A 23,108-nucleotide genomic window follows, 5' to 3' on the forward strand; every position below is an offset into this window, starting at 1 on the left:
AGCCAGCCCAAACGGCAAAAATTGGATTAACTTTCTCGGAGCACACAATGCATCCCATTATCTATGACGTCGCCGTCTCAGTGGACGGTTTTATCTCTGGTCCATCCGGTGACATCTCAATGTTCGCCAATGAAGGGCCGGTCGTCGAAGACTACCATGCCCGTATGGCTACATACACGACGGCAATCATGGGCCGATCAACATATCAGTTTGGATACAAGTATGGCCTGGAACCGGGTCAAAATCCTTATCAGCACATGGAGACGATCGTGTTTTCCCAGTCCATTGGTGATCTGAAAAACAGCGATGTGAAGATATGCAGGTCGACAACAACCCATATCATCAGGGAACTTAAATCGATTGCGAAGGGACCAATCTACCTTTGTGGAGGCGGTTCGTTTGCTGGATGGCTTTTGAAAAAAGGCCTGATCGACAGGGTCATTCTTAAGCGCGCGCCTTTCGTTTATGGCGACGGAGTATCTCTTTTTGGTGGTAAGGTAAGTCCGCATCCTTTCAAAAAGATCGCATCCAAGTCTTATCTGAGCGGGTACGTATTAGAAGAATACGAGACCTAAGTGGTGATAGCGGTCCTGCTGCGGTTTCGACCGGGAATGTCCCGTCGTCAGCAGGATCGCTTGATTTTCGAAATCGCGAAGGCGCCGACAATCCTGTTTGCCGTGTCGCACCAATCAATGACCAGAAAGACCTTTGCGTTTCTAAGAGTTCCTTCTTCCAAGAATTGAACAAGGTACTGACAAAATTGATACATTACCCGAAACAAGCCTGACATGTCGGCATTCTATCGCTCCCTCAAAATTGCAACGGGGAAGTGAGTACGCATGTTTCCAGAGACACATCTGATCAAATTGTTCGGCAGTACATCAATTACAGCGCTGCTTACAGTTGGGGCGGTTTCAGCGCAGGTGATCGTCGATCCCGGAGAAACTCTGGTTGTGAATCCGGGGAATACGATAAACGACCAAGTGTTACTGTTCGATGGCTCAACCTTGCAGGTTGAAAGCGGTGGGACCGTATCCAACCTTGATAGTACTGTACTGGCAGGCGAAGCGGACGCAGCGCTTGAGGTCATCAACAACGGTCAAATACGTTCGGTCAACTCTACAGCGCTCTGGTTGGCAACAAGCACGCTTCGACTCGAGAACTCTGGTGAAATTGTTGGCAATGTCGACGGGATACATCTGCTTTCACCAAGTTCGTCGCTGAACTACCTTCATAATGATGCGACCGGTGTCATTAGCGGCGTCTCCGGAACCGCGGTTCGGGTCGGAGGTACGAGCCAGACCGTTGTTAACGACGGGTTGATACTAGGCGATGACGTCGGGTTCCACGGAACAGGATCGGTCGGCACGATCCAGAACACGGGTAGAATCCAAGGCACGGATATTTTCGGAATATTTGGTGAGGCTGACATTGGTCAGATCCTGAATTCCGGCGAGATACTGGGCACATTTAACGCCATTCGCTCCGTCGGGAATGTGGGCGAGCTCTCTAATCAAGGGGTCATTCGCGGGGGGCAAGACGCGATCGCAATTGGTGGAAGTTTGGGGGTATTGAGAAATGATGGTTTCATCGAGTCGCTAAATCGTGACGGAGTATCCATCGACGGCCAAGTCGCTCTATTGGACAATACTGGACAGATTGTATCTCACGATGGCAATGGTGTGACAGCCAGTAACGGGATTTCGACATTTGCAAATTCGGGCACAATAAGCGGCGCGCAAGTAGGTGTTCTTAGCGATGGAACCATGACATCGCTGAACAACAGCGGTGTGATCCACGGGAACGGCAGTGTCGGCCTTGCGCTCAGGGACGTCAAAAAATTCGTCAATACCGGCACTATTTCCAGCGATAACGCTTCGGGCACGATTACTGGACAAATCAAAACCTTTTTCAATGCAGGTCGGATTGAAGGTCATGAGCTCGGGCTTGGTATCGACGGAGACGTAGGCAGTTTCGAAAACCATGGTACTATTACGGGACGGCTCAACGCAGGCTTTGAAAACACCGGTGTCATATCCTCATTCGTTAATACCGGAACGATTTCAAGCAGAGATGACGTTGGTGTTGTTCTGAATGACGTCACAGCTTTCACCAATAGCGGTTTGATCAAAGGCAACACCGTGGCGTTCGAAATCAATGCGAGCACTGGCACGGATCTCTTTCTGCGCCACGGGTCCAACATCCAGGGCTTGATCGATATTGTCGGTTCGAGCACTCTGAACACTGATCCCGGAATGAACCTTGATCTGACGTTCAAGAACGATGTGCCTTCTGTTGGAGACACTGCAGGTTCGCCATTTGTTGTTAGTAATGACACGATCGTTGTGATCGACCCTGCCGGGTTCGCCGGATCTGACATCTTTGCCAACGATCTGGTTCGCTCAATTTCCGATGTCGCCGGCAACACTGGGACTCGTATTCCTTTGATCAGGCGCGAAAACGGGACCGAAAAAAATGTCTGGTTTACCGGTTTCGGAGGGCAAAATCAGATATCAGGGGCCGGTATTCTTCAAGATAGCTATGGTGGCGTGATCGGTGGCGTGGACCTGCCTACAGCCTACGGCTCGCTGGTTGGTTTGTTCGGCGGTGTTGCAACCGGTGACATAACCTCGGACAATTCAGGCAATTCGCTTACCACTAAATCTATTTTCGTCGGTGGTCGGTACCACAGCGACTTTGGATCCAACTACATTCGTGCATCGATTGTCGGGGGGCAGCTAAGTTCTGATGGCAACAGGCAAGTATTTAACAACCTGGCTGCAGGTGGGGTTGAGACCGGCACTTACGACTATGATGGTTACTTCCTGTCGCCTTCTATCGAGTTTGGAGTTCGGCTCGATAATGTGCTGGCGAACAGACCGATTTTGGCCAGCCTGCAGCTCAGCTATCTATATACGTCCGAAGATGGATACACCGAAACTGGGGTTGCCAGCCCAATCACGGTAGATGGCAGTCAGAGTGACTACGTGAATGCCCGGGCTCAGGTCACACTACCGCACGAGTTCTCTCTGGGCGCAGGTCCGGACGCGCTGTTGGAGTTAACGGCAGGCATTGACGGGCAGTTCACACTGGGGGACGCGTCGCGAGACGCGAGTGTGCTAGGCTCTGAGATTACCTTGAATCCAACCTATGATGACCAGCTCATTCGCGGGTTTATTGGGGGTGGGTTCCGCCAACAGACACGCGATGGTCGCGGGGTATTCTCAGTGGGTGCGGACGGGTTTTTCGGAGGCAGCGACAACTACGAGATTCGTGGAACACTGTCCTTTCAATATGTCTTCTAGGACGAACCAAATCCTCCACCAATCGATCCATGTTTCAACAAGGAAGAAGTACGCTTACAGGATGTAACTGCTCTGGGTTACTTGAAATTCTGTTTGTACTTGCCACCAGTACCAATTCTGACCGAGTCTGTGTTGGGCAAGTATGAGGTTGTTTCCGAATGCTCGAGGCGTCCAGCAGCAAGGAGTGATCATGTGTGCAAAGGTGGAAGCCCTGCCCAGTACGTCACCTCTGCATTCGCTTCGAGCCCAAAGCGGAGCTTGATAAGTAGCCTGAGTGTCAAGCGTGCAGCAAGTTACGAGCGGTGCAAATCAGATATTGGATGTGGAACAGAATAAAGGCGAGTTATTGGACATTACCGACATTGCACTCACGCAGCACTCTTCGCGGTCTAACCTGAGCAGTTGCAACAAATTCCCTCGGCCCTGCTCATCAAATATTGGTTTGTTCACTTACTCGCCTCTTTGGCAGATAAGATATGCGCTCGCATCAAGTCCGAAGCCCGGTCCAGATCGCCCGCATCGACGGCATCCAGAATGGCAACATGCTCGTGGCAGGCCTGCAATGTGCGCACCTTGTTCTGGTAGTTTTGATACTCCTTTATCCGACCAGCTGGTTCATCGGAATCCAGCGCGCGTATGAAGAACCTGTTCCGGCAAAAAGAGATTAAGGTGCCGTGCAGGCGGATGTTGGACTCATATACCAACGTCAGGTCGAAATCTGTCATGATCGTGTCGATCAGGTGGGTCTGTTCAAGTCGGAGTTCGGCTATCCTCTCTGGGTCCACGGTGTATCCGGGCTCTAGGAAAACGGCTGGTTCCAGAAGCAGTCGAAACCGGAACATATCCTCCGCTTCCGCCTCGCGCGATTTTGCCAATGGTGTGACCTGCCATCCATAACCTGGATTCTGTCGCACTAAACCTTCGTTGGATAGGCGGAACAGGGCTTCTTGCAAGGGAGCGCGCTCGGTCTGAAAGCGTCGCATCAGTTCGGCCTCACTGATCCGATCACACAGATCGCCTGCGAAATAGGCGTCGATAATTTTGTGATAAAGCTTGTAAGCCTGCTGACCGGTTGTCTGATAGTCCAGATTGGGCAACTTGTCGGCATCAATGCATAGAAAATACCCCCGGCGAGGCCGATGCTCTGCTACGCCGATTTCACACAAGAAATCCAACGCGGCCCGGACCGGAGTTCGAGACACCGATAGTTCCTTGGCAAATACAGATTCTCTCAGAGGGTCACCAGAATCCAGGCCCCGTTTTTCGGCAGTATTCATAATTTGTGCTGCCAGCTCGCGTTGAAGATCCGATACCTTCCGAGCAGGAGGCGAAATATCTGACATGCTATTTTCTTTACGGTTTTCAAAGGTTAATCGCAAGTGTACTTTGTCGCGAAAAATGCAAAGCACTGGCGAGCGCAGCGTGTAACCATAGGTGGAGAAAGCAGATGAAATCGGAGGTACAAGCCGCAAATGCGGCGTTTCCGCTTGGGTACTACGACAAGGGGTACACACCGTTTTATGCGCTCCAAAGCGAGCCGCGGCTCAGCTACTGCCTGTATGTGCCGATGGATTACAAAACAGATGATGACCGGATCTATCCGCTGGTGGTGCTGGTGCACGGTACGGAAAGAGGGGCACATCTGTATCGCGACGGGTTTGCCGAGTTTGCTGAACAGCAAAAAGTGATCGTGCTTGCGCCTTTGTTTCCGTGCAATCTGTTGTTTGTTGGCGATCAAGAGAACTACAAACTGTTGCGGGCGCGGGATTTCCGGTTCGATCTTTCGTTGTTGTCGATGGTGGATGAGGTTGCCGCGCGTTACCGCGTTCAATCCGACAAGTTCTTGCTTCATGGCTTTTCCGGAGGCGGACATTTCGCCCATCGGTTTCTCTATGCACACCCCGACCGTCTGAGCGCTGTCTCAATTGGCGCACCCGGGGTGGTGACGCTGTGTGATCAAACAAAGCGGTATCCATTGGGATTGGACGGAATGGCCGATTATCTGGGTGGTGAGATCAAGCCCGATCTGATCGAGCACGTGCCGGTCCAATGCGTGGTTGGCTCGAAGGACACCGACACTTGGGAGATCACGGTAGAACCTGGCGAGCTGTTCTGGACCCCAGGTATCAACGATACTGGACGTACCCGAATTGACAGGCTTCGCAGTCTGGCTACTTCGCTTGAAACAGCGGGGTGCTCTGTGCAGTTTGATCTCATCTCCGGTGTGTCACATGACGAGCGGGGCTTGGTGGCGTCGGTGCAGGCGTTCCTGAAGGACCACCTGACCTGAATAGGCAAGGCAAAAACTGGTGTCGTGCTTTGCCGCCGCGGCAATCGTCTAAGTCATCTGATGTGTTTCAATCAGGCTTCAACCAACACCCTGTCCCCAACTCTGAGGATACGAGCGTCGGTTCGAAAGACCTGCCGCATCATAGCATCCGAAACTATATCACCGGGAGTGCCGCAGGGGCCCAACCGCCCGTCAGTCAATGTAATCATGGTGTCTGCGTAGGCACATGCATAGTTGATGTCATGCAGTACGATCACCACGGTTCGACCGTGATCACGTGTGAGACCCTGCAGAGTCTGCATCAGAGAACGGCTGGCGGCAATGTCGAGATTGTTTAGCGGCTCGTCCAGCAGCACATATTCGGTGTCCTGCGCGACAACCATTGCCACAAATGCACGCTGGCGTTGGCCACCAGAAAGACTGTCCAAGGGTCGATCGCGGAAATCTGTCAAATCAAATGTTTCAATTGCCTCATCGACTTTGGCAACGTCCTGCGATCCCGGACGCCCACGATGATGCGGGTAGCGTCCAAAGCCAACCAGTTCGGCGACTGTGAGGCGGGGGGTGACCTCGGTCGTTTGGGGCAGGATTGCCAATGTCAGGGCCATGTTCCGTGCAGGCGTGGTCTGCACGTCCAGTCCGTTGACCAAGACTTGCCCACTTTGCAAAGGTTGCAATCGTGCGATCAGACTGAGCAGCGTTGATTTTCCAGCCCCATTTGGACCGACCAGCGCCGTGATCCCGCCGCTGGGGATCTGAACGGAAACGTCTTTCAAAACTGGTTTTCCGTTATGCTGGTGAGTGATGTTGGAGGCTGTAATCATCTGCGTAAACTCTTCAGAATAAGGGTCAGGAACACCAGCCCACCGACAAGGTCAATGACCACGGACAAAGGTGTGACAAGGCGAAAAACACGCTCCATCAGCAGTTGTCCTCCGACCAGCGTGATGGCCGAGATCAATGCAGCAACCGGTAAGAGGTGGGAGTGGTAAGGGCTGGATAGGACAAACCGCGCCAAGGACACAACCAGCAGGCCCAAAAAGGCCACGGGACCGACCAGAGCAGTGGAAACCGAGACCAATACCGCCACCAGCAGCAAAGTCATCAGATATCCGCGATGAGGATTTTCACCCAAGCCGATAGAGATGTTACGGCCTAGCATGAGTACATCCAGACGAAATCGCATAGACCAGGCGGTGACTACGGCGAGTGCTGTCAACGGGGCTGCAATGGCTAGCGTGTCAATCGACAGGTCGTTAAACCTCGCGTAGCTGGCCACCTGTATGAACGCAAATTCGTTGGGATCGATTATCCTTTGCAGGAATGAGGTAAGCGACCTGAATAAAGTAGCCAGTATCACTCCGGTCAGGATCATGCGGAACAGATCCTGCCTCTTGTCCAGCAGCAGGGATCCAAAAAGCAGTAGAGAAACCGCCACCATCATCGAGCCCGTTATCAGAAACGTCTTGATGGGTGCCAGATCAGCCACGACCAACCCGCCCAAAGCGTAAACCGACCCGGTCAGGATCAATACATAAAGTGCATCGAACCCCATGATCGACGGAGTGAGGATCTGGTTCCCCGAGATTGTTTGAAACAAAACGGTGGCGGTGCTGACAGCCACACCAACCACCACCAGGGCCAACAACTTGGTGCCACGAAACGGAAGGATAAAGTCCCAACCCGCTTTGGCGTCAACAGTCATGTAAGCGATGCAAATCAGGGCGAAAGCCAGGCTCAGGCCGACCAACAATTTAGTAGGCACTGCGTGAACTCGAATACAGGATCATCAAGAAAAACACTGCTCCGATCACACCAAAGACCGAGCCCACCGGGATTTCGAAGGGAAAGCGCAGTATGCGCCCCAATATGTCTGAGATCAGCACCAGCCCAGCTCCGGTCAGCGCTACTAACGGCAGGGTCTGGCGTAGGTTGTCGCCATAGCGCCGCGAGATGATGTTGGGTACGACCAATCCTACAAAGGGGATCATGCCCACGGTTACCACGGTCAGCGCCGTTACCAGGGAAATCACCAGCAGCCCTGCCGCCATGATCTGCCGATAGTTCACACCCAACCCGGTCGCCATGGTTTGCCCCATACCGATGATCGCCAATTGATCTGCAATCAGATAGACTAGTCCCCCAGCCAACGCGGCCAGCCACAGCAGTTCGTAGCGGCCTTTCAGAACGCCGGAAAACTCACCCGTGGTCCAGATTGCAATGCTTTGCTGCAAGTCAAACTGATAGGCGAAGAACACGGATACTGCCCCCAGTAGCGCGCCATAGATCAGCCCTACTAGTGGTACCAGCAAAGGCTGGTTTATCGGCAGACGCCGAACGATGGCCAGAAATCCCAGCGAAGCGGCCAAGGCGGTTGTTGCTGCCAATCCCATGCGCAGGATCAAGGGCGCGGTCGGGATCAGAATTGTAGCCAACAGTATCCCCAAAGCTGCCCCTTGTCCGGTGCCCGTCGTCATGGGTTCTACGAACCGATTGCGAACGATGGCCTGCAGAATGATGCCAGCCATGGCAAGAACAGCGCCTGTGATAAGAACGGCCAGGGTGCGGGGTAGGCGGCTGACAATCAGAACGCGTAGTGCTTCGGGATCACTAAATGCTTGTTCCCACGACAGCTTGATTACACCAACACCGAGCGAGACTACTGACAGGGCCAGAATTACACCTAGCCCTATCCATATTTCTAATCGCAGTGTGCGCACAGATTAATCAGCCTCAAATGCAGCTGCGATCTGATCCAAAGTCAGCGTCATGGATTGGATGCCGCCCGCCGCAATATAAAGCGGCGTGCTGTCGAGATAGATGACCTTACCGGTCTCCCAGGCTTTGGTTTCCTGAACCAATGCGTTGTCCAGAACGGTTTGCGCGGCGTCACCGTCTTGCCCGATGGCAGCCATGCGGTCGATTACAATCAGGACATCGGGATTGGCGTCATGGATAAACTCAAAACTGATCGCTTCGCCATGGGTGGAGGATTCGATATTTTCGACAGCCGGCTTCAACCCCACCGTGTCGTATAACCAGCCAAAGCGCCCTTCGGGGCCATAGGCTGAGATTTTGGGACCGTTGGTCATTACGACAAGGGCTGATCCTTGACCCGAGGTGGACTTGCGCGTCGCTTCAACTTTAGCTTCGAACGCTTGCGCAAGCGCGGCCGCCTCTGCCTGCTTGTCAAAGATTTCGCCATAAGCTTCCAAACGGTCCAGGCCCTGGCTTACTGTATCTTCCCAGATCGTCATGTCGATTGTCGGGGCGATTTTGTTCAGGTTGGGCACAGCCTTGTAAGACCGCCCGCCTGCAATCACCAGATCAGGAGCAATTGCTGCGATTGCTTCGTAATCTGGCTCGAACAACGTACCGACATGCGCGGCATTGTTGGTCGCTTCTGCCAAATAGTCCACATAGACTGGGTGTATCGTGGCATCTGGCACGATCCCCAGAGCCAACAGACTGTCCAGAGCAGCCATGTCAAACACAGCGATTTTGCCAGGTGTGACAGGCACATCCTGATGGCCACGATAGGTTTCGATTGAAACAGTTTGCGCCGAAAGTGGTGATGCCAGCAGACACAACGCAACAGTGAGCTTTTTGTACATAACAGTCCTCATGATCAAGGCTTGGCTGTCACGATGACTGGCTGAGCGGGGTCCATAGTGTTCTGGCACATGGGACAGTCCAGAACTAGGTCGGTTTTCAGAGTGAGTGATTCTAGCGTGGCAGGATCGGTGTTTCTTCCTTAATTGTATTTTATTTGTTGAAGTACAATTTTGACTGTGCCAAATAACCGCAAATCGGTAGCCATTCAACCACCTAGCCAAACGATAAAAATACAAAAGAACGGGTTAGGACATGAAAGCACACCGATATCTGGCCTATGTTGCCACTGGCTTGCTGCCGCTGGCAGCACATGCAGAAGATGACATATTCTTGGGGACAATTTTGATTTCTGCACCAACTCTGGAAGATCCGGAAGGTGAGGAAATCGATATCACGAGCGACGAACTGGCACTTACCAATCCTTCAGATCTTTCTGAGTTGTTTGTGGCGGAGCCGACTGTACAGGTTGGCAGCTCGATCCCATTGTCTCAGAAACTCTACGTCAACGGAATTGAGGAAAACAATCTGGCAATCTCTATCGACGGGGCGCGCCAGAACAACAAGATCTTCCACCACAACACGACGACTTTGGTCGATCCGGGGTTGCTCAAGGCCGCGCGGATTGATCCCGGCGTCGCCCCTGCGGACGCAGGTCCCGGTGCACTTGCTGGGGCCTTGGCCTACGAGACCAAGGATGTAGCGGACCTGCTGTCCGAAGACGCCAATTTCGGGGGTAGGTACCGGTTCGAGTATCAGTCGAACGGTGACATCGTAGCCAACAGCCTCACACTCTATGGCCAACAAAGTGGTTTCGAATATTTGGGCTACCTAAAATACGCGACCGGGAATACGCAAAAGGATGGTAGTGGAAACGAAATCATCGGGTCCGCCACAGACTTGTTAAGCGGATTGGTAAAAACCGCATATCAAACCGAAGAAGGCAGCCGGTTCGAACTGTCGTATGAACGCGTCAGAGATGACGAAGTCCGACCCTATCGGGCTAATATCGGTCAAATCATTGGTGGGCGTCCCGTGCCACTCACACGCCCATATGATCTGAAACGCGAGAACGTGGTTTTCACTTATACCGAAGCCGAACCCAAGGGGTTGTGGGATCCCAAAGTTCTGCTTGCCTATAGCAGTTCCGAACTGTTCCTGGACGAATCCGGTCTGCCGACGAACCAGACTGTTTCCGGCAAGACCGACAGTTTCAACGGCGAGATTTCCAACCGCTTCGATTTCGGGTGGACCGAAATCAATGCCGGCCTGGATTTCTACAATGATACTGCTGATACGGACTACAAGTCCCTGCGGTTCTCAAATCGGGATGAAGCGGCTTCAGAGAAGCTGCGGAACATTGGTGTTTTTGCCCAGGTTCGCATGCGGCCCAATGATCGGACTGACCTTTCCTTCGGTCTGCGTGGTGATTTTCAAGACTTCACCGGAGTTGACGGTTCTAAACAGTCTACCAGCGGAGTTTCGGGTAACTTTGCAGCACAATACAACATCACGGATCAATTCACTGTAAGCGCCGGATATTCGAACGTCTGGGGCGGCATCGAACTGGCTGAGAACTTCATCATGAACCCAGCCTGGAGCTATCCGGCAACAGGGATCGAAGATGTTACCTCTGAAAACGTGTTTGTCGCGGCCAAGTATGATGTTGGAGTCTGGGTGGCTAACGCCAAGTACTTCCACACTAAAATTGACAATGCCCGCGCTGCATCCTATCGCGCCGGGCCGGCGGAGACAGCGGATCTAGAATCTAAGGGATACGAACTGGGCTTTGGATATGCGTGGAATGGTGGCTTCGTAAGAGTGGGCTATGCCAACATTGATACGGACATCAATGGCCGCACCGCAGACTCCTTTACTGGCAACTATCTGACTATGCCGATGGGCGAATTTGTATCATTGCAAGCGGCGCATCAGTTTAACAACGGGCTTCTGATTGGTGGCGATGCACAAGTGGCGTTTGATTACGACGACACGTACGATTTTGCGACACGCGGGCGAGGTCCAGAACTGCCAGGTTACACCGTGGTCAACGTATTTGCTCAATACACTCCTAAAAAGATGCAAAACCTGACCCTGCGGGCCGAGGTTAGCAATCTGTTCGATGAGACTTATGCCAACCGCGCAACCTATGGGCAAGAATTTGTAGGTGAAGTGGTTGCTCTGAACGAACCAGGTCGCTCACTGCGCCTCATGGCGGAAATCGAGTTCTGATGCGTAATCGAGATTAAAAACGGGGTTGGCAATTGAATGTTGTCAGCCCCGAGCTTCGTTGCTACCGGAGCTTTTTGCCAGTGCCTGCCCGTGCCCGACCTTTAGAGATCGCATACATGAATCTGATTGAGCTGGTACTGGTGGGTAAAGAGGTACTCGCCGTTGGTTCCAGCGCGGGTACAATCGAAGAAGCAGCCAACGCTGAAATCTTGGCCTTTCAACGAAAACTATCTACGTGTTCTCGGCAAGCGGAAATACCTCTATCGGGCTGTAGATAAAGCAGGGAAACCCCATTCCGTTAGGAATTGGATCATGAAATAGCCTAGGTTAAATGAAGGCGATTTACCTTAATTCGCCGGAGCTCAGTTCTTATGTCCGGTATGACCCAGGCGTTCGGTTTGTCCACTTTCGGAAGGCCCTATGAAAGTTCGCGGGGGCCGAGAAGCCCGTGTCAAACGCGATTTGATCTATGCTGTCCGTGCTTTGCTGAAGAGAACGGATCGCGATGTCTCGGCGCAGGGCATCTTTGATGTCCTGAAAGGATGTCCCCTCATCCTTCAAGCGTCTGTTCAAAGTCCGAGGCGTCATCTTAAGAGCCTGAGCCGCATCCGGAAGCTGACAAGTCTGCCAGGTCGCTCCATAAAGAAAGGCTCGGACACGAAGGCTATTTGTATGGGCACGCGAACCGGTAAAGATCCAATCCAACGGCGCGCGATCAAGGAACACGGATGCCTCGGCGGGGCTTCGACTAATAGGGCGTGTAAACTGGCGTGGATCAAAGCGAATGCTGGTTTGTGGGGTATCGAACTCGACGGGGCATGGGAAGACCACCGAGTAATCTGCTGCAAATTCCGGGCGGGCAAAGGCAAAGCAAACCGTTTGCACCGGTGTTTCAGACCCGCTGAGCCAGGATAGCAGCCCATGCGCCAGCTTCAGGATCAGCATGTGACCGAAACGCTGCGGCTGAGTTTCGCCTAAGTAAGGTACCAATGCCAACTCCACTTCGTCCGGTTTGTTCCGCAAGTCAAAGTAGAAGTCATCCAGAAGCAAGTTCCAGAACGTCGAGAACCGATAGAGAGCCGAGGTCAGGCTGCTCGCTCCGCGTTGAACCGTCACAAGATGCTGCAACGCGCGTGGCCGGATCGGTCTGCTCCAGAGACCCATCATTTCGTCCCCAGTCTCAGGCGCGGCAAGTTGATACAGTCGGGCTATTTCATTGAGTGTGACACGTTGAGTTGGTGCCATCGGACTGGTTTGAAGGCCCGAGCGTTCAAGCAGCGAATCCATCTCCTCTACAGTGCAACGAGACCCAAGTGCATCTAGCCAATCCTGAATAAATGCCGCTGAAACCGTCGTCAGAGAGATGGGGTCATTTCTGGTCATAAGAATCTCTATTTGGCGTAATCGGATACTATTTTGTCAAATAATGAGCTTACCGACAATCCATGAGGCAGATAGATGACGCGAAACCATAATAACCACCAGGGAGCCTGGAATGTCCTATCAGCCGCCCGTTCAGGATTTGATGTTTTGTGTCGAGCACTTGTCCCACTGGGAGAAGGTGTCGGCGCTCGCCGCATATTCGGACTACGACTTGGAGGATATTGGTGCTGTTCTCGAAGGCTATGCCCGGTTCTGCGGTGAGCAGATCGCGCCTTTGTCCCATATTGGAGACACGTTGGGGGCCCGGTTTGACAACGGGCGCGTGACTATGCCTGAGGGCGACGCGCAGGCCTATGCACAGTTCGTCGAGATGGGTTGGCAGGCCCTGACCCACCCGGTGGAATACGGTGGCATGGGATTGCCGCGAACTGTCGGCGCAGCAGCGGTGGAAATGCTGAATGCCGCTGATATGAGCTTTGGCCTCTGCCCACTTCTGACCGATGGAGCCATTGAGGCGCTACTGCTGACGGGTTCGGATGATCAGAAAGCCATGTACCTTGAACCGCTGATTGCTGGACGCTGGTCCGGCACGATGAACCTGACGGAACCACAGGCGGGCAGCGATCTGGGGCGCGTGGCGACCAAGGCGGTGCCACGTGCAGATGGCGATTATGGCGTCTCAGGAACGAAGATATTCATCACATATGGCGCTCATGATCTGACCGAGAACATCATCCATTTGGTATTGGCGCGTACACCTGACGCACCTGCCGGACCCAAAGGGTTGAGCCTGTTCATCGTGCCGCAGCAGCTTGTGGAAGCGGATGGGACGGTAGGATCCGAAAACACGGTCAACTGTGTGAGCATCGAACACAAGCTTGGTGTTCGCGCCAGTCCGACGGCGGTTCTGGAATACAAAGATGCCACAGGGTTCTTGATCGGCGAGGAAAATCACGGGTTAGAGTACATGTTCATCATGATGAACGCAGCGCGGTTCTCCGTTGGTGTGCAAGGTATTGCGACTTCTGAGCGGGCCTACCAACGTGCCCTGGCCTATGCACGCGAGCGGGTGCAAAGCCGTCCGGTGAATGGTCAGGCCAAAGACGCAGTCGCCATCATTGAACACCCGGATGTCCGCCGTATGCTCATGCGGATGCGCAGCCTGACGGAAGGCGGTCGGGCCATGGCAGCGGCGACCGCTGGGTTGTTGGACATCGCACATCATCAAGACAATCCGGAGATGGCTGCCCTGGCCGAATTCATGGTTCCGCTGGTCAAAGGTTTCTGCTCGGAACGTGCAGTTGAGGTCGCCTCGCTGGGAGTACAAATCCATGGCGGCATGGGCTTTATCGAGGAAACCGGTGCCGCGCAGCACTACCGCGACGCGCGCATTCTGCCGATTTACGAAGGCACCACCGCCATTCAGGCCAACGACCTTCTAGGGCGCAAGGTAATGCGCGACGGCGGCGAAACTGCCCGCCGCTTCGCAGCTCGGATAAAGGCGACCGAGGCGGAACTGGCCGAGGGTGACGCAACGGCGCAAGCTATCAGCACAAGTCTTGCGCGGGCGCGCGGTGCATTCGAAACCGCATTGGATTGGTTGTTGGAAAACAGCCGAAAGGACATCGATGCAGCCTTTGCGGGCTCGGTCCCTTTCCTGATGTTGGCGGGTACGCTGGCGGCAGGATGGAAGCTGGCGAAAGGTGCGTTAGCTGCACAAGCTGCGCTGGATGCTGGACAGAATACGCAATTCATGTCCCAGAAAATTGCCACCGCCCTTTTCTTTGCGCAGCACATTTTGCCTGAGTGCACGACCGAACACACTCGCATTCTGTACGGCTCGCGCAGCCTGCTTGATGCGGCTTTTGCCGAATAATTCCTCGAAAGGACCTGACCCATGAATGATGTCGTGAACCCTGACACTTACGAAAGCCTCGCGATTTCTGAGCGTGAAAACGGCCTGTACGTCGTAACTTTGAACCGCCCTTCAAAGCGCAACGCGCTGGATGTGGCCACAATCGAGGAACTGATCCGCTTTTTCAGCGGTGCCCGTATGGCCGGTGTCAAAGCTGTGGTTCTGGCCGGTGAAGGCAACCATTTCTGCGCGGGTCTTGATCTGGTTGAGCATTGGAAAGCCGACCGCAGCCCTGATGACTTCATGCATGTCTGCCTGCGCTGGCATGAGGCGTTCAACAAGATGGAGTACGGCGGTGTGCCGATCATCGCTGCACTCAACGGTGCGGTTGTTGGCGGGGGTCTGGAACTGGCCAGCGCGGCTCATATCCGGGTTATCGACCCGGGCACCTATTTCGCCCTTCCCGAAGGCCAGCGTGGGATTTTCACCGGTGGTGGCGCGACAATCCGTGTTTCAGACATGATCGGCAAGTACCGCATGATCGACATGATCCTGACGGGCCGCGTCTATCAGGGGCAAGAGGCCGTTGATCTGGGATTGGCGCAATACATCACCGAAGATGGCGGCAGCATGGCCAAGGCGATGGAGCTAGCAGAACAAATTGCACAGAACCTGCCGCTGACCAACTTTGCCATCTGCTCTGCGATCAGCCACCTGAACAACATGTCCGGCATGGATGCAGCCTATGCCGAGGCTGTGGTTGGCGGAGTGGTCAACACCCAACCTGCGGCCCGTGAGCGCCTGGAAGCCTTTGCAAACAAAACCGCCGCCCGCGTGCGGCCCAACAGCTGATACAGGCGGTACCGGGATGCGTCACCATTTCGAAGCTCTTCAGAAGACGCGAGCCAACCATGTGCCCTTGTCGCCGATTTCCTTCCTGCGCCGCGCCGAAAATCTGCACGGCGCGCGTACGGCGGTGATCTATGGCGACGTTCAAAGAACATGGGCCGAAACTGCAACCCGCATCCGCGCTGTGGCCGGTGGGCTGGCCGAACTTGGCGTGCAGAAAGGCGACACTGTTTCGGTGCTGAGCCCGAATGTCCCGGAACTCTTTGAGTTGCACTTTGCCCTACCGCTGACGGGCGGAGTTCTAAACACGCTGAACACACGGCTGGAACCGGAAACTATCGCCTACATTCTGGATCACGCGGACACGAAATTGGTGATCGTGGATCAGGAGCTTGTACCGCTTCTGTCCAAAGCTTTCGATCTTCTCGGTCGACCTTTGCCAGTGGTCGAGATCGTCGATCCTGCGGTTAAGGGTGAGAGCCTTGGTGGTCAAACCTACGATGCGTTGACCGAAGCCACACCGCTACCAATAGAACTGCCCGATGATGAATGGGATGCCATTGCGTTGAACTACACGTCCGGTACGTCCGGTCGCCCGAAAGGCGTTGTTTATCACCATCGCGGGGCCTATCTGATGGCGCTCGGCACAGGGACGGCTTGGCAGATGCCGCCTTACCCGGTTTATTTGTCAGTGGTGCCGATGTTCCACTGCAACGGCTGGGGGCACCCGTGGTTGATGGCCATGCTTGGCGCAACGGTCGTCTTTACCCGTAATCCAGCCGCAGACCGTATACTAGGCGCGATCCGCGCCCATGGCGTAACTCATTTCGGCGCGGCGCCCATCGTGTTGCAAATGCTGGCCGAAGCCGAGAGCGACGCGGCCCCCTTCGATCCTGCGATCCGCGTTTTGACGGCGGGTGCACCACCACCGCCTTCGGTACTGGAAAAAACCCGCTCGATGGGGCTCGACGTCATGCAGGTCTACGGCCTGACAGAGACCTACGGCCATATCTCACAGTGTCTTTGGCAGGATGACTGGGACCAACTCAGTCCAGCGGAGCAAGCCGAATTGCAAGCGCAGCAAGGCATCGCCTTTCCGATGGTCGAAGAGGTCACAGTGATCGACCGTAACAGTGACACACCCGTAACACGCGATGGTGTTACACAGGGCGAAATCGCCATTCGGGGCAACACGGTGATGGCGGGGTATTACAAGGACGCCGAGGCCACGTCGAAAGCTTTTGAGGACGGTTGGTTCTGGTCCGGCGACGGCGCTGTCTTACATGAAAACGGCTACATCCAGATACGTGACCGCCTGAAAGACGTTATCATTTCCGGCGGAGAAAACATTTCTTCGGTCGAGGTCGAAGCAGTACTCTACCGCCATGAGGCCGTACAGGCCGCTGCCGTGGTTGCGATGCCACACGATAAATGGGGCGAAGTCCCCTGCGCCTTTGTCGAATTGCGCGAAGGTGCCGAAACAACATCTGACGAGATCATAGCCTTCTGCCGCGAGCATCTGGCCGGGTTCAAGGCCCCCAAAGTCGTCGTCTTCGAAACTCTTCCCAAAACCTCCACCGGTAAGATTCAGAAGTTCCAGCTTCGGGATCGCGCCAAAGCAATGGACCTTTGAAATGCGCCTGCTGTCCCAATCCCGTCGCCTGCGCCAGACACCTTTTTCCGAGGGCGTCGAAGACAAGGGCGTTACCGCCTACACCGTTTACAACCGGATGCTGCTGCCGACGGTTTTCGAGAGTGTCGAGGCCGACTACCGGCATCTCAAAACGCATGTTCAGGTCTGGGATGTATCCTGCGAACGGCAAATCGAACTAAACGGCCCGGATGCTGGTCGCCTTATGCGGCAATTGACACCCCGAAATCTTGAGAACATGCAGGAAGACCAGTGCTACTACGTACCAATTGTTGATGAAAACGGTGGCATGCTGAACGACCCGGTGGCGATCAAACACAGCGAGGATCGCTGGTGGATCTCGATCGCCGACAGCGATCTGTTGTTGTGGGTCAAGGGGTTGGCTGTTGGTGCGGGCATGGATGTACGCGTGTTTGAGCCTGACGTTTCACCTTTGGCAGTGCAAGGACCAAAATCTGATGACCTGATGGCCCGGGTATTTGGCGAAGAGGTGCGCGACATCCGCTTTTTCAGGTATAAACGATTAGCGTTTCAGGACACGTCATTTGTGGTGGCGCGGTCTGGCTACTCGAAGCAGGGCGGCTATGAGATCTATGTCGAAAATGGTGCCTACGGTATGCCGCTATGGAGCGCCCTTTTCGAAGCCGGAGATGATCTGAATGTTCGTCCGGGATGTCCAAATTTGATCGAACGGATCGAAGGCGGATTGTTGAGCTATGGCAACGATATGACCATGGAAAACTCGCCGCTGGAGTGCGGATTAGGCAAATTCTGCAAACCGGGCGAGAACAGTGACCACATTGGCAAGCAAGCACTTGCCAGCGAAGTTGAAACTGGCTCGACCCGACAGATCCGCGCAATTTCCATACTAGGTGATCCCGTGCCCCCAGCTCGCTCGGCTTGGCCTCTGTTCGACGGTGGAAAGCGAGTTGGTCAGGTTACTTCAGCTGCTTGGTCTCCAGATTTCGATACAAACGTTGCAATTGGAATGGTGGATGCCGGTTACTGGGACTCCGGTACGGAGCTTGAAGTAAAAACTCCAACGGGTTTCCGGCGAGCAGATGTACGAGGTTCGTTCTGGATATAGTCTAGGTTGGTTGCGTGAAAGTGCGGAACCCTGAGCCAAGCGAAAGCTGTGAGCGATACTTAAGCTGCAACACCTGTCGATAGTCAGGGTAGGGGCCTCATCGCTTTCCTCTAGCATTTTTTCCGGAAACACCTCTGAGAGCGTCTTGCATCTCAGGCACTTTCTTTGTGTCGCATTGAGGCGGTCACAGATCATCTTCAATTCAAGATCTGAGACCGTCCGGATGTCGCGCTTAATCAAACCAATCAGATATTCCAGCTGTTGAAAATTGATCCGCTCGAAGCGCGGTAAAGAGCCGACTACATATCCAGAATGGCTTTTAGGTGGCTGGGTCAATCACTTGACCCGACCACCTTTGATTCAAAACTAGTTCCGTTTCCCTGTAATCTTCACGCGCACTAATGCTGCGACCAAGAACGAAAGGCTTATAAGCTCTGATTTGTCTCAAATTGAGCAGTATGCGCTGCTTTTGTATTTCCGATAGGGCGGCCGATTGGCGGTTTGTTGGGGTTATCTTTCCATGCATTGAACTTAAGGGCTCCGGTTATGGCTTTCCCAAACGCATCAATGTACTGACTAGCGGACATGTCTTGAATTTTCTGCTCTGCGTCCTGTGTGATGGCTCCATCAGTAGCACCGACACGCGCGTTCGTCTCAGTTGAGCCGTTTTCAGTATCCGTGCTGGCTGACAGGAAATGTGCTTCACCATCAAGGTAGAAATCACTGTCCGCTTTCTGTGACCCGCCTGTGTCAAGATGACCGTTGCCCACATTCTGCGATGCGTCTAGCGGGGAGAGGATTGTGATACGATTGACCACTTTGCCAGTGACAGTCGGAAATTCCTGGGCGTTTCCCATATCTTGCGTCGCTTCCAATGGAGAGAGGTTAGCAATTTTCCGGGTGACGGTTGTCGAAGTATTCGCTGCTTCATATGCCATGTCCCGGGGCGTCTCAGTTCGGCCAATTTGGGTGCTTTGATTAGCAGTGCCGCCCAAGTGTTGACCCGGTCCTGCCATGGCCGATCCTGCCGTCAGTGCAATCACCAGTGCGGGTACGACACTGAGTTTTTTGATTGTGCTGAAGCGTTCCATTTTCATCTCCTTATCTTGTGGTTACAACTCCAACTTAGGAACGAGACAGCTTTGGTTATTGTGAGAAGAGCTCAGTTTTTTGGGGCTTTTCATCAACCAGCCACGCTGTGACTTGGCCGGTGATTTTGTCGTATTTAGTTCTTCAGGGGCATTCGGCTCGTTAATCTGGCGCCGCTCCGCCCCAAATTTCACAAGGTCGATCGGAAAGTCCGCTTTCTGCGCATGATTGTCGTTAGTTTCACTCAATCCCGCAAATGCGGCGAACTGCAGCTTTGTGGCCGTTTTGATGGGCCAACCAGCTCTAGAGGCTGCATTTTCCGGCATTGACCGGTATGAAGCACCGCATCAATCGTTGCTTGGGGTAAATGGCAGTTTTGAGCCGCAATTGATGGCGATCCTGATGACCCCACGAACAGGAGTTGCTCTGCCTACAAGGCCAGCTATAAGCCTCGAGCTGACGTTGGTTTCAAATTAGGATAACGCCAGTCTACTGGAAAGTTGGCACGACAGTTTCACAATGAGACACGGATGGGGTCACCATTGGAGACAACTGGAAAAAAGAGGCTGGCTGAGGCAATCTGAAGATCCACGCCTAAGCACGAGGTCTTAGAATGCCCCTTTATAATGACATGTTCGAACTGTCGGTCGAGGACATTGATCTTATCGAAACCTCTCTGCGACGCGCAATGGCTTCACTATCTCATGAAACAACCGGTGAGCTTGAGGGTGAAAGATTGGAACGGGAAGAGTCATTACGCCGTATTCAATCGCTCTTAGGCAGGCTTCATGATCAGAAGATTTTCTACCGACCTAAAAGCGGTGTTTACGTGGGAGGATAAATTGCACCGCCCACCGCTGCGCCTGAAGTTAGGTTGATGCGGTAAGAAGCCTCCATCACACTAGTGCCTCGGGTATCGAGCTGTTGCCAGTTCTTTAGATCAGTGAACGTTCCAACGCGTGCTGACATCGACTTGTAGTGCCTGAATCGCCGAAACACCAAAAACACAGAAATTTCTAGGTGTTAAACTCAACTACAGGTGAGTCTCAACAATTCGGGCTCATTATTTACTTACTCCGACAATGGTTGCCGGATCACCTTAATGATCAGACTGCGGTTACGACAAAACTGGGTAGGATTACCAACACATCCAAAGGGTGATTGCGTTGCAAGCCAACATTACTTAGGCATGAAAATAAGTACATTTCGGTGATACATAATGTTCGCAAGATATTTGGCTTCGATCTCAGCCCTGATTTGTGTTGTTGGGCTTATTCTCGCGTTGGTTCTGCTCTACGATCCAATTCGCGCGAAATGGATGGGCACTAAAAATTCGAGCACCGCAACTACCGCAAAAACCGTTATCGAGGTCGGACCCCAACCAGTCGCTGGAAAAATTGACCCACACCTGAACGCATATGTACGTTTTCAGACGGGTCACAAAGGAAAGCAGGAGTTTTCATACCAGTTACGAATGCTTGAAGATTTCAAATTTGCAACTGAAAACCCTCAGAGTCTCTGGCTCGAAACTATGCGCCCTAACTGGCCCCAAAACCCCGATGTTTCGCCCATCATTGGAAATTCGTGTCTAGAACCGCATCGTGGCGAGGCACTGACGAACGACAAAGACCTCGCGCTTGCCTATTCAAATTATGTGGTCTGCCGTGTTGTCGCCGAGAAACCTGATGGGTTTGATGGCATCTATGACCAAGATGCATCTCCCAAAGCGGTCATTGGGCTGCTCTGGGGCGCACCTAATCATCAACCAGTTTCTTTGCCGCGAGAACGCTGTACTGCCGAAGCACGCATTTGGGCAACCACGATTGTGCATCCCGATGACAAGTTCATTCTATGTGTCATGGTTGTGGATGCCGCAGAAGGTGTCGTTGAAAGCTATGCCTACGAACTGTCATCCGATTACGTTTTTGCCTTGTCACAAAATGAGTCCGAGATGACATCGCGGTGGCGGCGCAATCCGACCAAGCGGCGGGCTTCGGCCAACCTGCAAACGTATCTCCAGATTCAGGATTGGATCAAAAACGATAGTGGCCGAGAACAAGCACTGAGGGAATCTGGGCCAGGCATCTTGTCTGCGGCTTCAGAAACACGACCGTCGCGAGATTTCAGCTTTCTCGGTGGCACCATCTCAGATCAGATGATCACGCTGACGATTGAAGTTCGAAGACCGAACGAGTTTCGGACTTGGACAGGCAACATGGCGGCTCGCAAAGCGGCAAGCTGGCTGCGAAAACCATTGTGTAATTCGGAACATGGCGCTGCTCTATTAGCATATCAGCAAAATGTAACGAGCTTCCGCGTGACTTTTGTAAAACCGGACCAATCCCCGCTAAGAGAAACATGGCTACCGCCAATGCTCTGTATCTGAGGCTCGATGTTGTCAGCCGACATTGGGGAGTTTTATGTCGACGACAACATTGTCCGCCCAGCCTCAGTTCGTGCACGACGTAGCGAAATACGGGTGCGTCCTGGGCTGGTCACTCGTATCCAATGCGGCGAGTTGGCGGAACGAGCCTGATATTACCGAATACTGCAGTTCAGTCGAATGGCGGTTTATTCACATGCTTGGAAATTTTTTGGACACACTCGTATTGACGATACTTGGAACGAAGACTAGGTGCGTCACACACTTGAGGCAGATCGCCTCTCGTTATGGAGATTTTATGAAAGAGTCCCGGGCCTAACGCCCGTTCCTGGCGAAGCAAATGCAGGAACACCAACATTGATAGGCTCACTCACGCGCTACGCTGAGTGACCTGTTTCTGTACCTTCATAAAATCGAGACATCCCAATGAACATCTCAAAGCACGAGCAACGTGTTTTGCATGAACTCGCCTTAGGTGGCGAGATTAAATACACGCGCGCCGACAACGGAAAAGTAAAATCCGTTCAGTGTTATACCCGCGACGGCTTTGTCTTCTCGGCCTGCACAATGGACGTATTCAAACGTCTCAAGGACAAGCGCTTCATCAAATCAAAAAATGGCGGTCCCTACCGGATTACCCATTTGGGCAACCAATCCGTTCGCGCACAAATGAACCAAAGATAGGAATGAAAATGCACCACGCAAAAATTGAAGCCATCGTGGAAGTCCACCGACAGGCGTTTGGCGAGGCTGAAGGAGCAGAAATAGCTCAGCTCGCGAGAGATTTTCTCGACCAACCAAAGACAATCTCGATCAGTGCAGAGCGTGATGGGAAGATCGCGGGCAACGTGTTGTTCACACCGTTTGTTTTCAAAGACCACCCTGACACAAGTTGCTACTTGCTGGCACCTTGCGGGGTGTCGCCGAAGTACCAAGGCCTTGGTGTTGGCAAGGAGATCATGGAAGCCAGCATAAATCACCTCAAATCCATAGGAACAGACGCTGTATTCGTGTTGGGAGTGCCATCATTCTACCCCCGTTTTGGGTTTACCCCGACCGACAAGCAGACGCCGTATCCAGATCTCCTGACAACACCGGAGGCATGGATGACACTGGAGTTAACTGCAGGTTCGGTCGAAAAGCTGAGCGGTAAAACGATAGCTATCACACCGTTCATGCACTCACATTGGTGGGACACGTCGCAGCACGGGTGAAACCATATTTCATCCTCAACTCAAGCAATAACCAGATGTTCAATTTCGCAAGTTGAATGTCTGGTTCATCCGCGCAGCCGACATTTGCTAGCTATCTTGAATTCGAATGTCCGGAACTAGCCCAGAACCAACATTGACCGATGTCTTGAGCCTGGCTC

At 53.2% G+C, this 23,108-nt stretch carries 20 protein-coding genes; 12 read left to right on the plus strand and 8 right to left on the minus strand.

Going from position 1 to position 23,108, the window contains the following annotated elements:
* The first annotated feature begins 47 nt into the window (after window positions 1–47).
* Window positions 48–575, plus strand: a complete 528-nt coding sequence (locus tag E1297_RS38930; protein WP_155147791.1) for a dihydrofolate reductase family protein — start codon at window positions 48–50, stop codon at window positions 573–575.
* A 264-nt stretch (window positions 576–839) separates the two neighbouring features.
* Window positions 840–3,305, plus strand: coding sequence for an autotransporter domain-containing protein (locus E1297_RS38935; RefSeq protein WP_155147793.1), 2,466 nt, complete (start codon window positions 840–842; stop codon window positions 3,303–3,305).
* Between the two features lie 446 nt (window positions 3,306–3,751).
* Here the strand turns inward: E1297_RS38935 and E1297_RS38940 are convergent, their stop codons facing one another.
* On the minus strand, window positions 3,752–4,777 hold the full coding sequence (locus E1297_RS38940; protein WP_155147795.1) for a GntR family transcriptional regulator: 1,026 nt from the start codon (window positions 4,775–4,777) through the stop codon (window positions 3,752–3,754).
* Here E1297_RS38940 and E1297_RS38945 point away from each other — a divergent pair.
* A complete protein-coding gene (locus E1297_RS38945) occupies window positions 4,753–5,595 on the plus strand; it encodes a PHB depolymerase family esterase (RefSeq protein WP_155147797.1) in 843 nt (280 codons plus the stop codon). The two genes, E1297_RS38940 and E1297_RS38945, sit on opposite strands and share 25 nt — an antisense overlap.
* A gap of 71 nt (window positions 5,596–5,666) precedes the next feature.
* Here the strand turns inward: E1297_RS38945 and E1297_RS38950 are convergent, their stop codons facing one another.
* Genes E1297_RS38950 through E1297_RS38965 form a run of 4 tightly spaced genes read right to left on the minus strand, consistent with a single transcriptional unit; the run spans window position 5,667 to window position 9,209 of the window.
* The gene (locus E1297_RS38950; RefSeq protein ID WP_155147799.1) at window positions 5,667–6,419 is read right to left on the minus strand and encodes an ABC transporter ATP-binding protein; all 753 of its coding nucleotides are present in this window, start codon (window positions 6,417–6,419) and stop codon (window positions 5,667–5,669) included.
* Window positions 6,416–7,360, minus strand: a complete 945-nt coding sequence (locus tag E1297_RS38955; RefSeq protein ID WP_209016268.1) for an iron chelate uptake ABC transporter family permease subunit — start codon at window positions 7,358–7,360, stop codon at window positions 6,416–6,418. The genes E1297_RS38950 and E1297_RS38955 overlap by 4 nt, the downstream gene beginning before the upstream one ends.
* Complete coding sequence (locus E1297_RS38960) at window positions 7,350–8,315, minus strand: ABC transporter permease (RefSeq protein WP_368669816.1); 966 nt, start codon at window positions 8,313–8,315, stop codon at window positions 7,350–7,352. The genes E1297_RS38955 and E1297_RS38960 overlap by 11 nt, the downstream gene beginning before the upstream one ends.
* A 3-nt stretch (window positions 8,316–8,318) precedes the next feature.
* Entirely contained in the window at window positions 8,319–9,209 is an 891-nt protein-coding gene (locus tag E1297_RS38965) for a siderophore ABC transporter substrate-binding protein (RefSeq protein ID WP_155147801.1), read from the minus strand.
* 253 nt (window positions 9,210–9,462) lie between these two features.
* On the opposite strand from E1297_RS38965, the gene E1297_RS38970 reads away from it, so the two are divergent.
* Complete coding sequence (locus E1297_RS38970; protein ID WP_155147803.1) at window positions 9,463–11,439, plus strand: TonB-dependent receptor; 1,977 nt, start codon at window positions 9,463–9,465, stop codon at window positions 11,437–11,439.
* A gap of 162 nt (window positions 11,440–11,601) precedes the next feature.
* Complete coding sequence (locus tag E1297_RS51425; RefSeq protein WP_368669818.1) at window positions 11,602–11,760, plus strand: DDE-type integrase/transposase/recombinase; 159 nt, start codon at window positions 11,602–11,604, stop codon at window positions 11,758–11,760.
* Window positions 11,761–11,808: 48 nt separating this feature from the next.
* Here the strand turns inward: E1297_RS51425 and E1297_RS38980 are convergent, their stop codons facing one another.
* Window positions 11,809–12,822 carry an AraC family transcriptional regulator gene (locus E1297_RS38980; protein WP_155147807.1) on the minus strand — a complete coding sequence of 338 codons (1,014 nt, stop codon included), beginning with the start codon at window positions 12,820–12,822 and terminating at the stop codon, window positions 11,809–11,811.
* A 112-nt stretch (window positions 12,823–12,934) separates the two neighbouring features.
* Between E1297_RS38980 and E1297_RS38985 the strand changes: the two genes are divergently transcribed.
* From E1297_RS38985 to E1297_RS39000, 4 genes are read left to right on the plus strand one after another with little or no spacing between them, the layout of a single operon-like run.
* Window positions 12,935–14,698: an acyl-CoA dehydrogenase gene (locus tag E1297_RS38985; RefSeq protein ID WP_155147809.1), complete on the plus strand. Its 1,764-nt coding sequence runs from the start codon at window positions 12,935–12,937 to the stop codon at window positions 14,696–14,698.
* 21 nt (window positions 14,699–14,719) lie between these two features.
* On the plus strand, window positions 14,720–15,529 hold the full coding sequence (dmdD, locus tag E1297_RS38990) for a methylthioacryloyl-CoA hydratase (RefSeq protein WP_155147812.1): 810 nt from the start codon (window positions 14,720–14,722) through the stop codon (window positions 15,527–15,529).
* A gap of 16 nt (window positions 15,530–15,545) precedes the next feature.
* A complete protein-coding gene (locus E1297_RS38995) occupies window positions 15,546–17,159 on the plus strand; it encodes an AMP-binding protein (RefSeq protein WP_155147814.1) in 1,614 nt (537 codons plus the stop codon).
* Between the two features lies 1 nt (window position 17,160).
* Window positions 17,161–18,264 (plus strand): dimethylsulfoniopropionate demethylase, encoded by a 1,104-nt coding sequence (locus tag E1297_RS39000; protein ID WP_155147816.1) that lies wholly within the window; start codon window positions 17,161–17,163, stop codon window positions 18,262–18,264.
* A 425-nt stretch (window positions 18,265–18,689) separates the two neighbouring features.
* Here the strand turns inward: E1297_RS39000 and E1297_RS39005 are convergent, their stop codons facing one another.
* Complete coding sequence (locus E1297_RS39005; protein WP_155147818.1) at window positions 18,690–19,355, minus strand: hypothetical protein; 666 nt, start codon at window positions 19,353–19,355, stop codon at window positions 18,690–18,692.
* Between the two features lie 21 nt (window positions 19,356–19,376).
* A complete protein-coding gene (locus E1297_RS39010; protein ID WP_155147819.1) occupies window positions 19,377–19,679 on the minus strand; it encodes a hypothetical protein in 303 nt (100 codons plus the stop codon).
* A gap of 893 nt (window positions 19,680–20,572) precedes the next feature.
* Here E1297_RS39010 and E1297_RS39015 point away from each other — a divergent pair.
* The 3 genes from E1297_RS39015 (at window position 20,573) to E1297_RS39025 (ending at window position 22,950) form a co-directional block, all read left to right on the plus strand.
* The gene (locus E1297_RS39015) at window positions 20,573–21,739 is read left to right on the plus strand and encodes a hypothetical protein (protein WP_155147821.1); all 1,167 of its coding nucleotides are present in this window, start codon (window positions 20,573–20,575) and stop codon (window positions 21,737–21,739) included.
* A 423-nt stretch (window positions 21,740–22,162) separates the two neighbouring features.
* Window positions 22,163–22,420: a YjhX family toxin gene (locus tag E1297_RS39020; protein ID WP_155147823.1), complete on the plus strand. Its 258-nt coding sequence runs from the start codon at window positions 22,163–22,165 to the stop codon at window positions 22,418–22,420.
* An 8-nt stretch (window positions 22,421–22,428) separates the two neighbouring features.
* Window positions 22,429–22,950 (plus strand): GNAT family N-acetyltransferase, encoded by a 522-nt coding sequence (locus tag E1297_RS39025; protein ID WP_196223505.1) that lies wholly within the window; start codon window positions 22,429–22,431, stop codon window positions 22,948–22,950.
* Window positions 22,951–23,108: the final 158 nt, after the last annotated feature.

This window comes from Roseibium sp. RKSG952 (assembly GCF_009711355.1).

Coding starts and splice junctions, on each gene's coding strand:
- dmdD (WP_155147812.1), top strand. CDS start 14,720: ATGAATGATGTCGTGAACCCTGACACTTACGAAAGCCTCGCGATTTCT.
- E1297_RS39025 (WP_196223505.1), top strand. CDS start 22,429: ATGCACCACGCAAAAATTGAAGCCATCGTGGAAGTCCACCGACAGGCG.
- E1297_RS38995 (WP_155147814.1), top strand. CDS start 15,546: ATGCGTCACCATTTCGAAGCTCTTCAGAAGACGCGAGCCAACCATGTG.
- E1297_RS39005 (WP_155147818.1), bottom strand. CDS start 19,355: ATGGAACGCTTCAGCACAATCAAAAAACTCAGTGTCGTACCCGCACTG.
- E1297_RS38930 (WP_155147791.1), top strand. CDS start 48: ATGCATCCCATTATCTATGACGTCGCCGTCTCAGTGGACGGTTTTATC.
- E1297_RS38965 (WP_155147801.1), bottom strand. CDS start 9,209: ATGTACAAAAAGCTCACTGTTGCGTTGTGTCTGCTGGCATCACCACTT.
- E1297_RS39000 (WP_155147816.1), top strand. CDS start 17,161: ATGCGCCTGCTGTCCCAATCCCGTCGCCTGCGCCAGACACCTTTTTCC.
- E1297_RS38970 (WP_155147803.1), top strand. CDS start 9,463: ATGAAAGCACACCGATATCTGGCCTATGTTGCCACTGGCTTGCTGCCG.
- E1297_RS39010 (WP_155147819.1), bottom strand. CDS start 19,679: ATGCCGGAAAATGCAGCCTCTAGAGCTGGTTGGCCCATCAAAACGGCC.
- E1297_RS38950 (WP_155147799.1), bottom strand. CDS start 6,419: ATGATTACAGCCTCCAACATCACTCACCAGCATAACGGAAAACCAGTT.
- E1297_RS38935 (WP_155147793.1), top strand. CDS start 840: ATGTTTCCAGAGACACATCTGATCAAATTGTTCGGCAGTACATCAATT.
- E1297_RS38985 (WP_155147809.1), top strand. CDS start 12,935: ATGTCCTATCAGCCGCCCGTTCAGGATTTGATGTTTTGTGTCGAGCAC.
- E1297_RS38945 (WP_155147797.1), top strand. CDS start 4,753: ATGAAATCGGAGGTACAAGCCGCAAATGCGGCGTTTCCGCTTGGGTAC.
- E1297_RS38980 (WP_155147807.1), bottom strand. CDS start 12,822: ATGACCAGAAATGACCCCATCTCTCTGACGACGGTTTCAGCGGCATTT.
- E1297_RS39015 (WP_155147821.1), top strand. CDS start 20,573: ATGTTCGCAAGATATTTGGCTTCGATCTCAGCCCTGATTTGTGTTGTT.
- E1297_RS39020 (WP_155147823.1), top strand. CDS start 22,163: ATGAACATCTCAAAGCACGAGCAACGTGTTTTGCATGAACTCGCCTTA.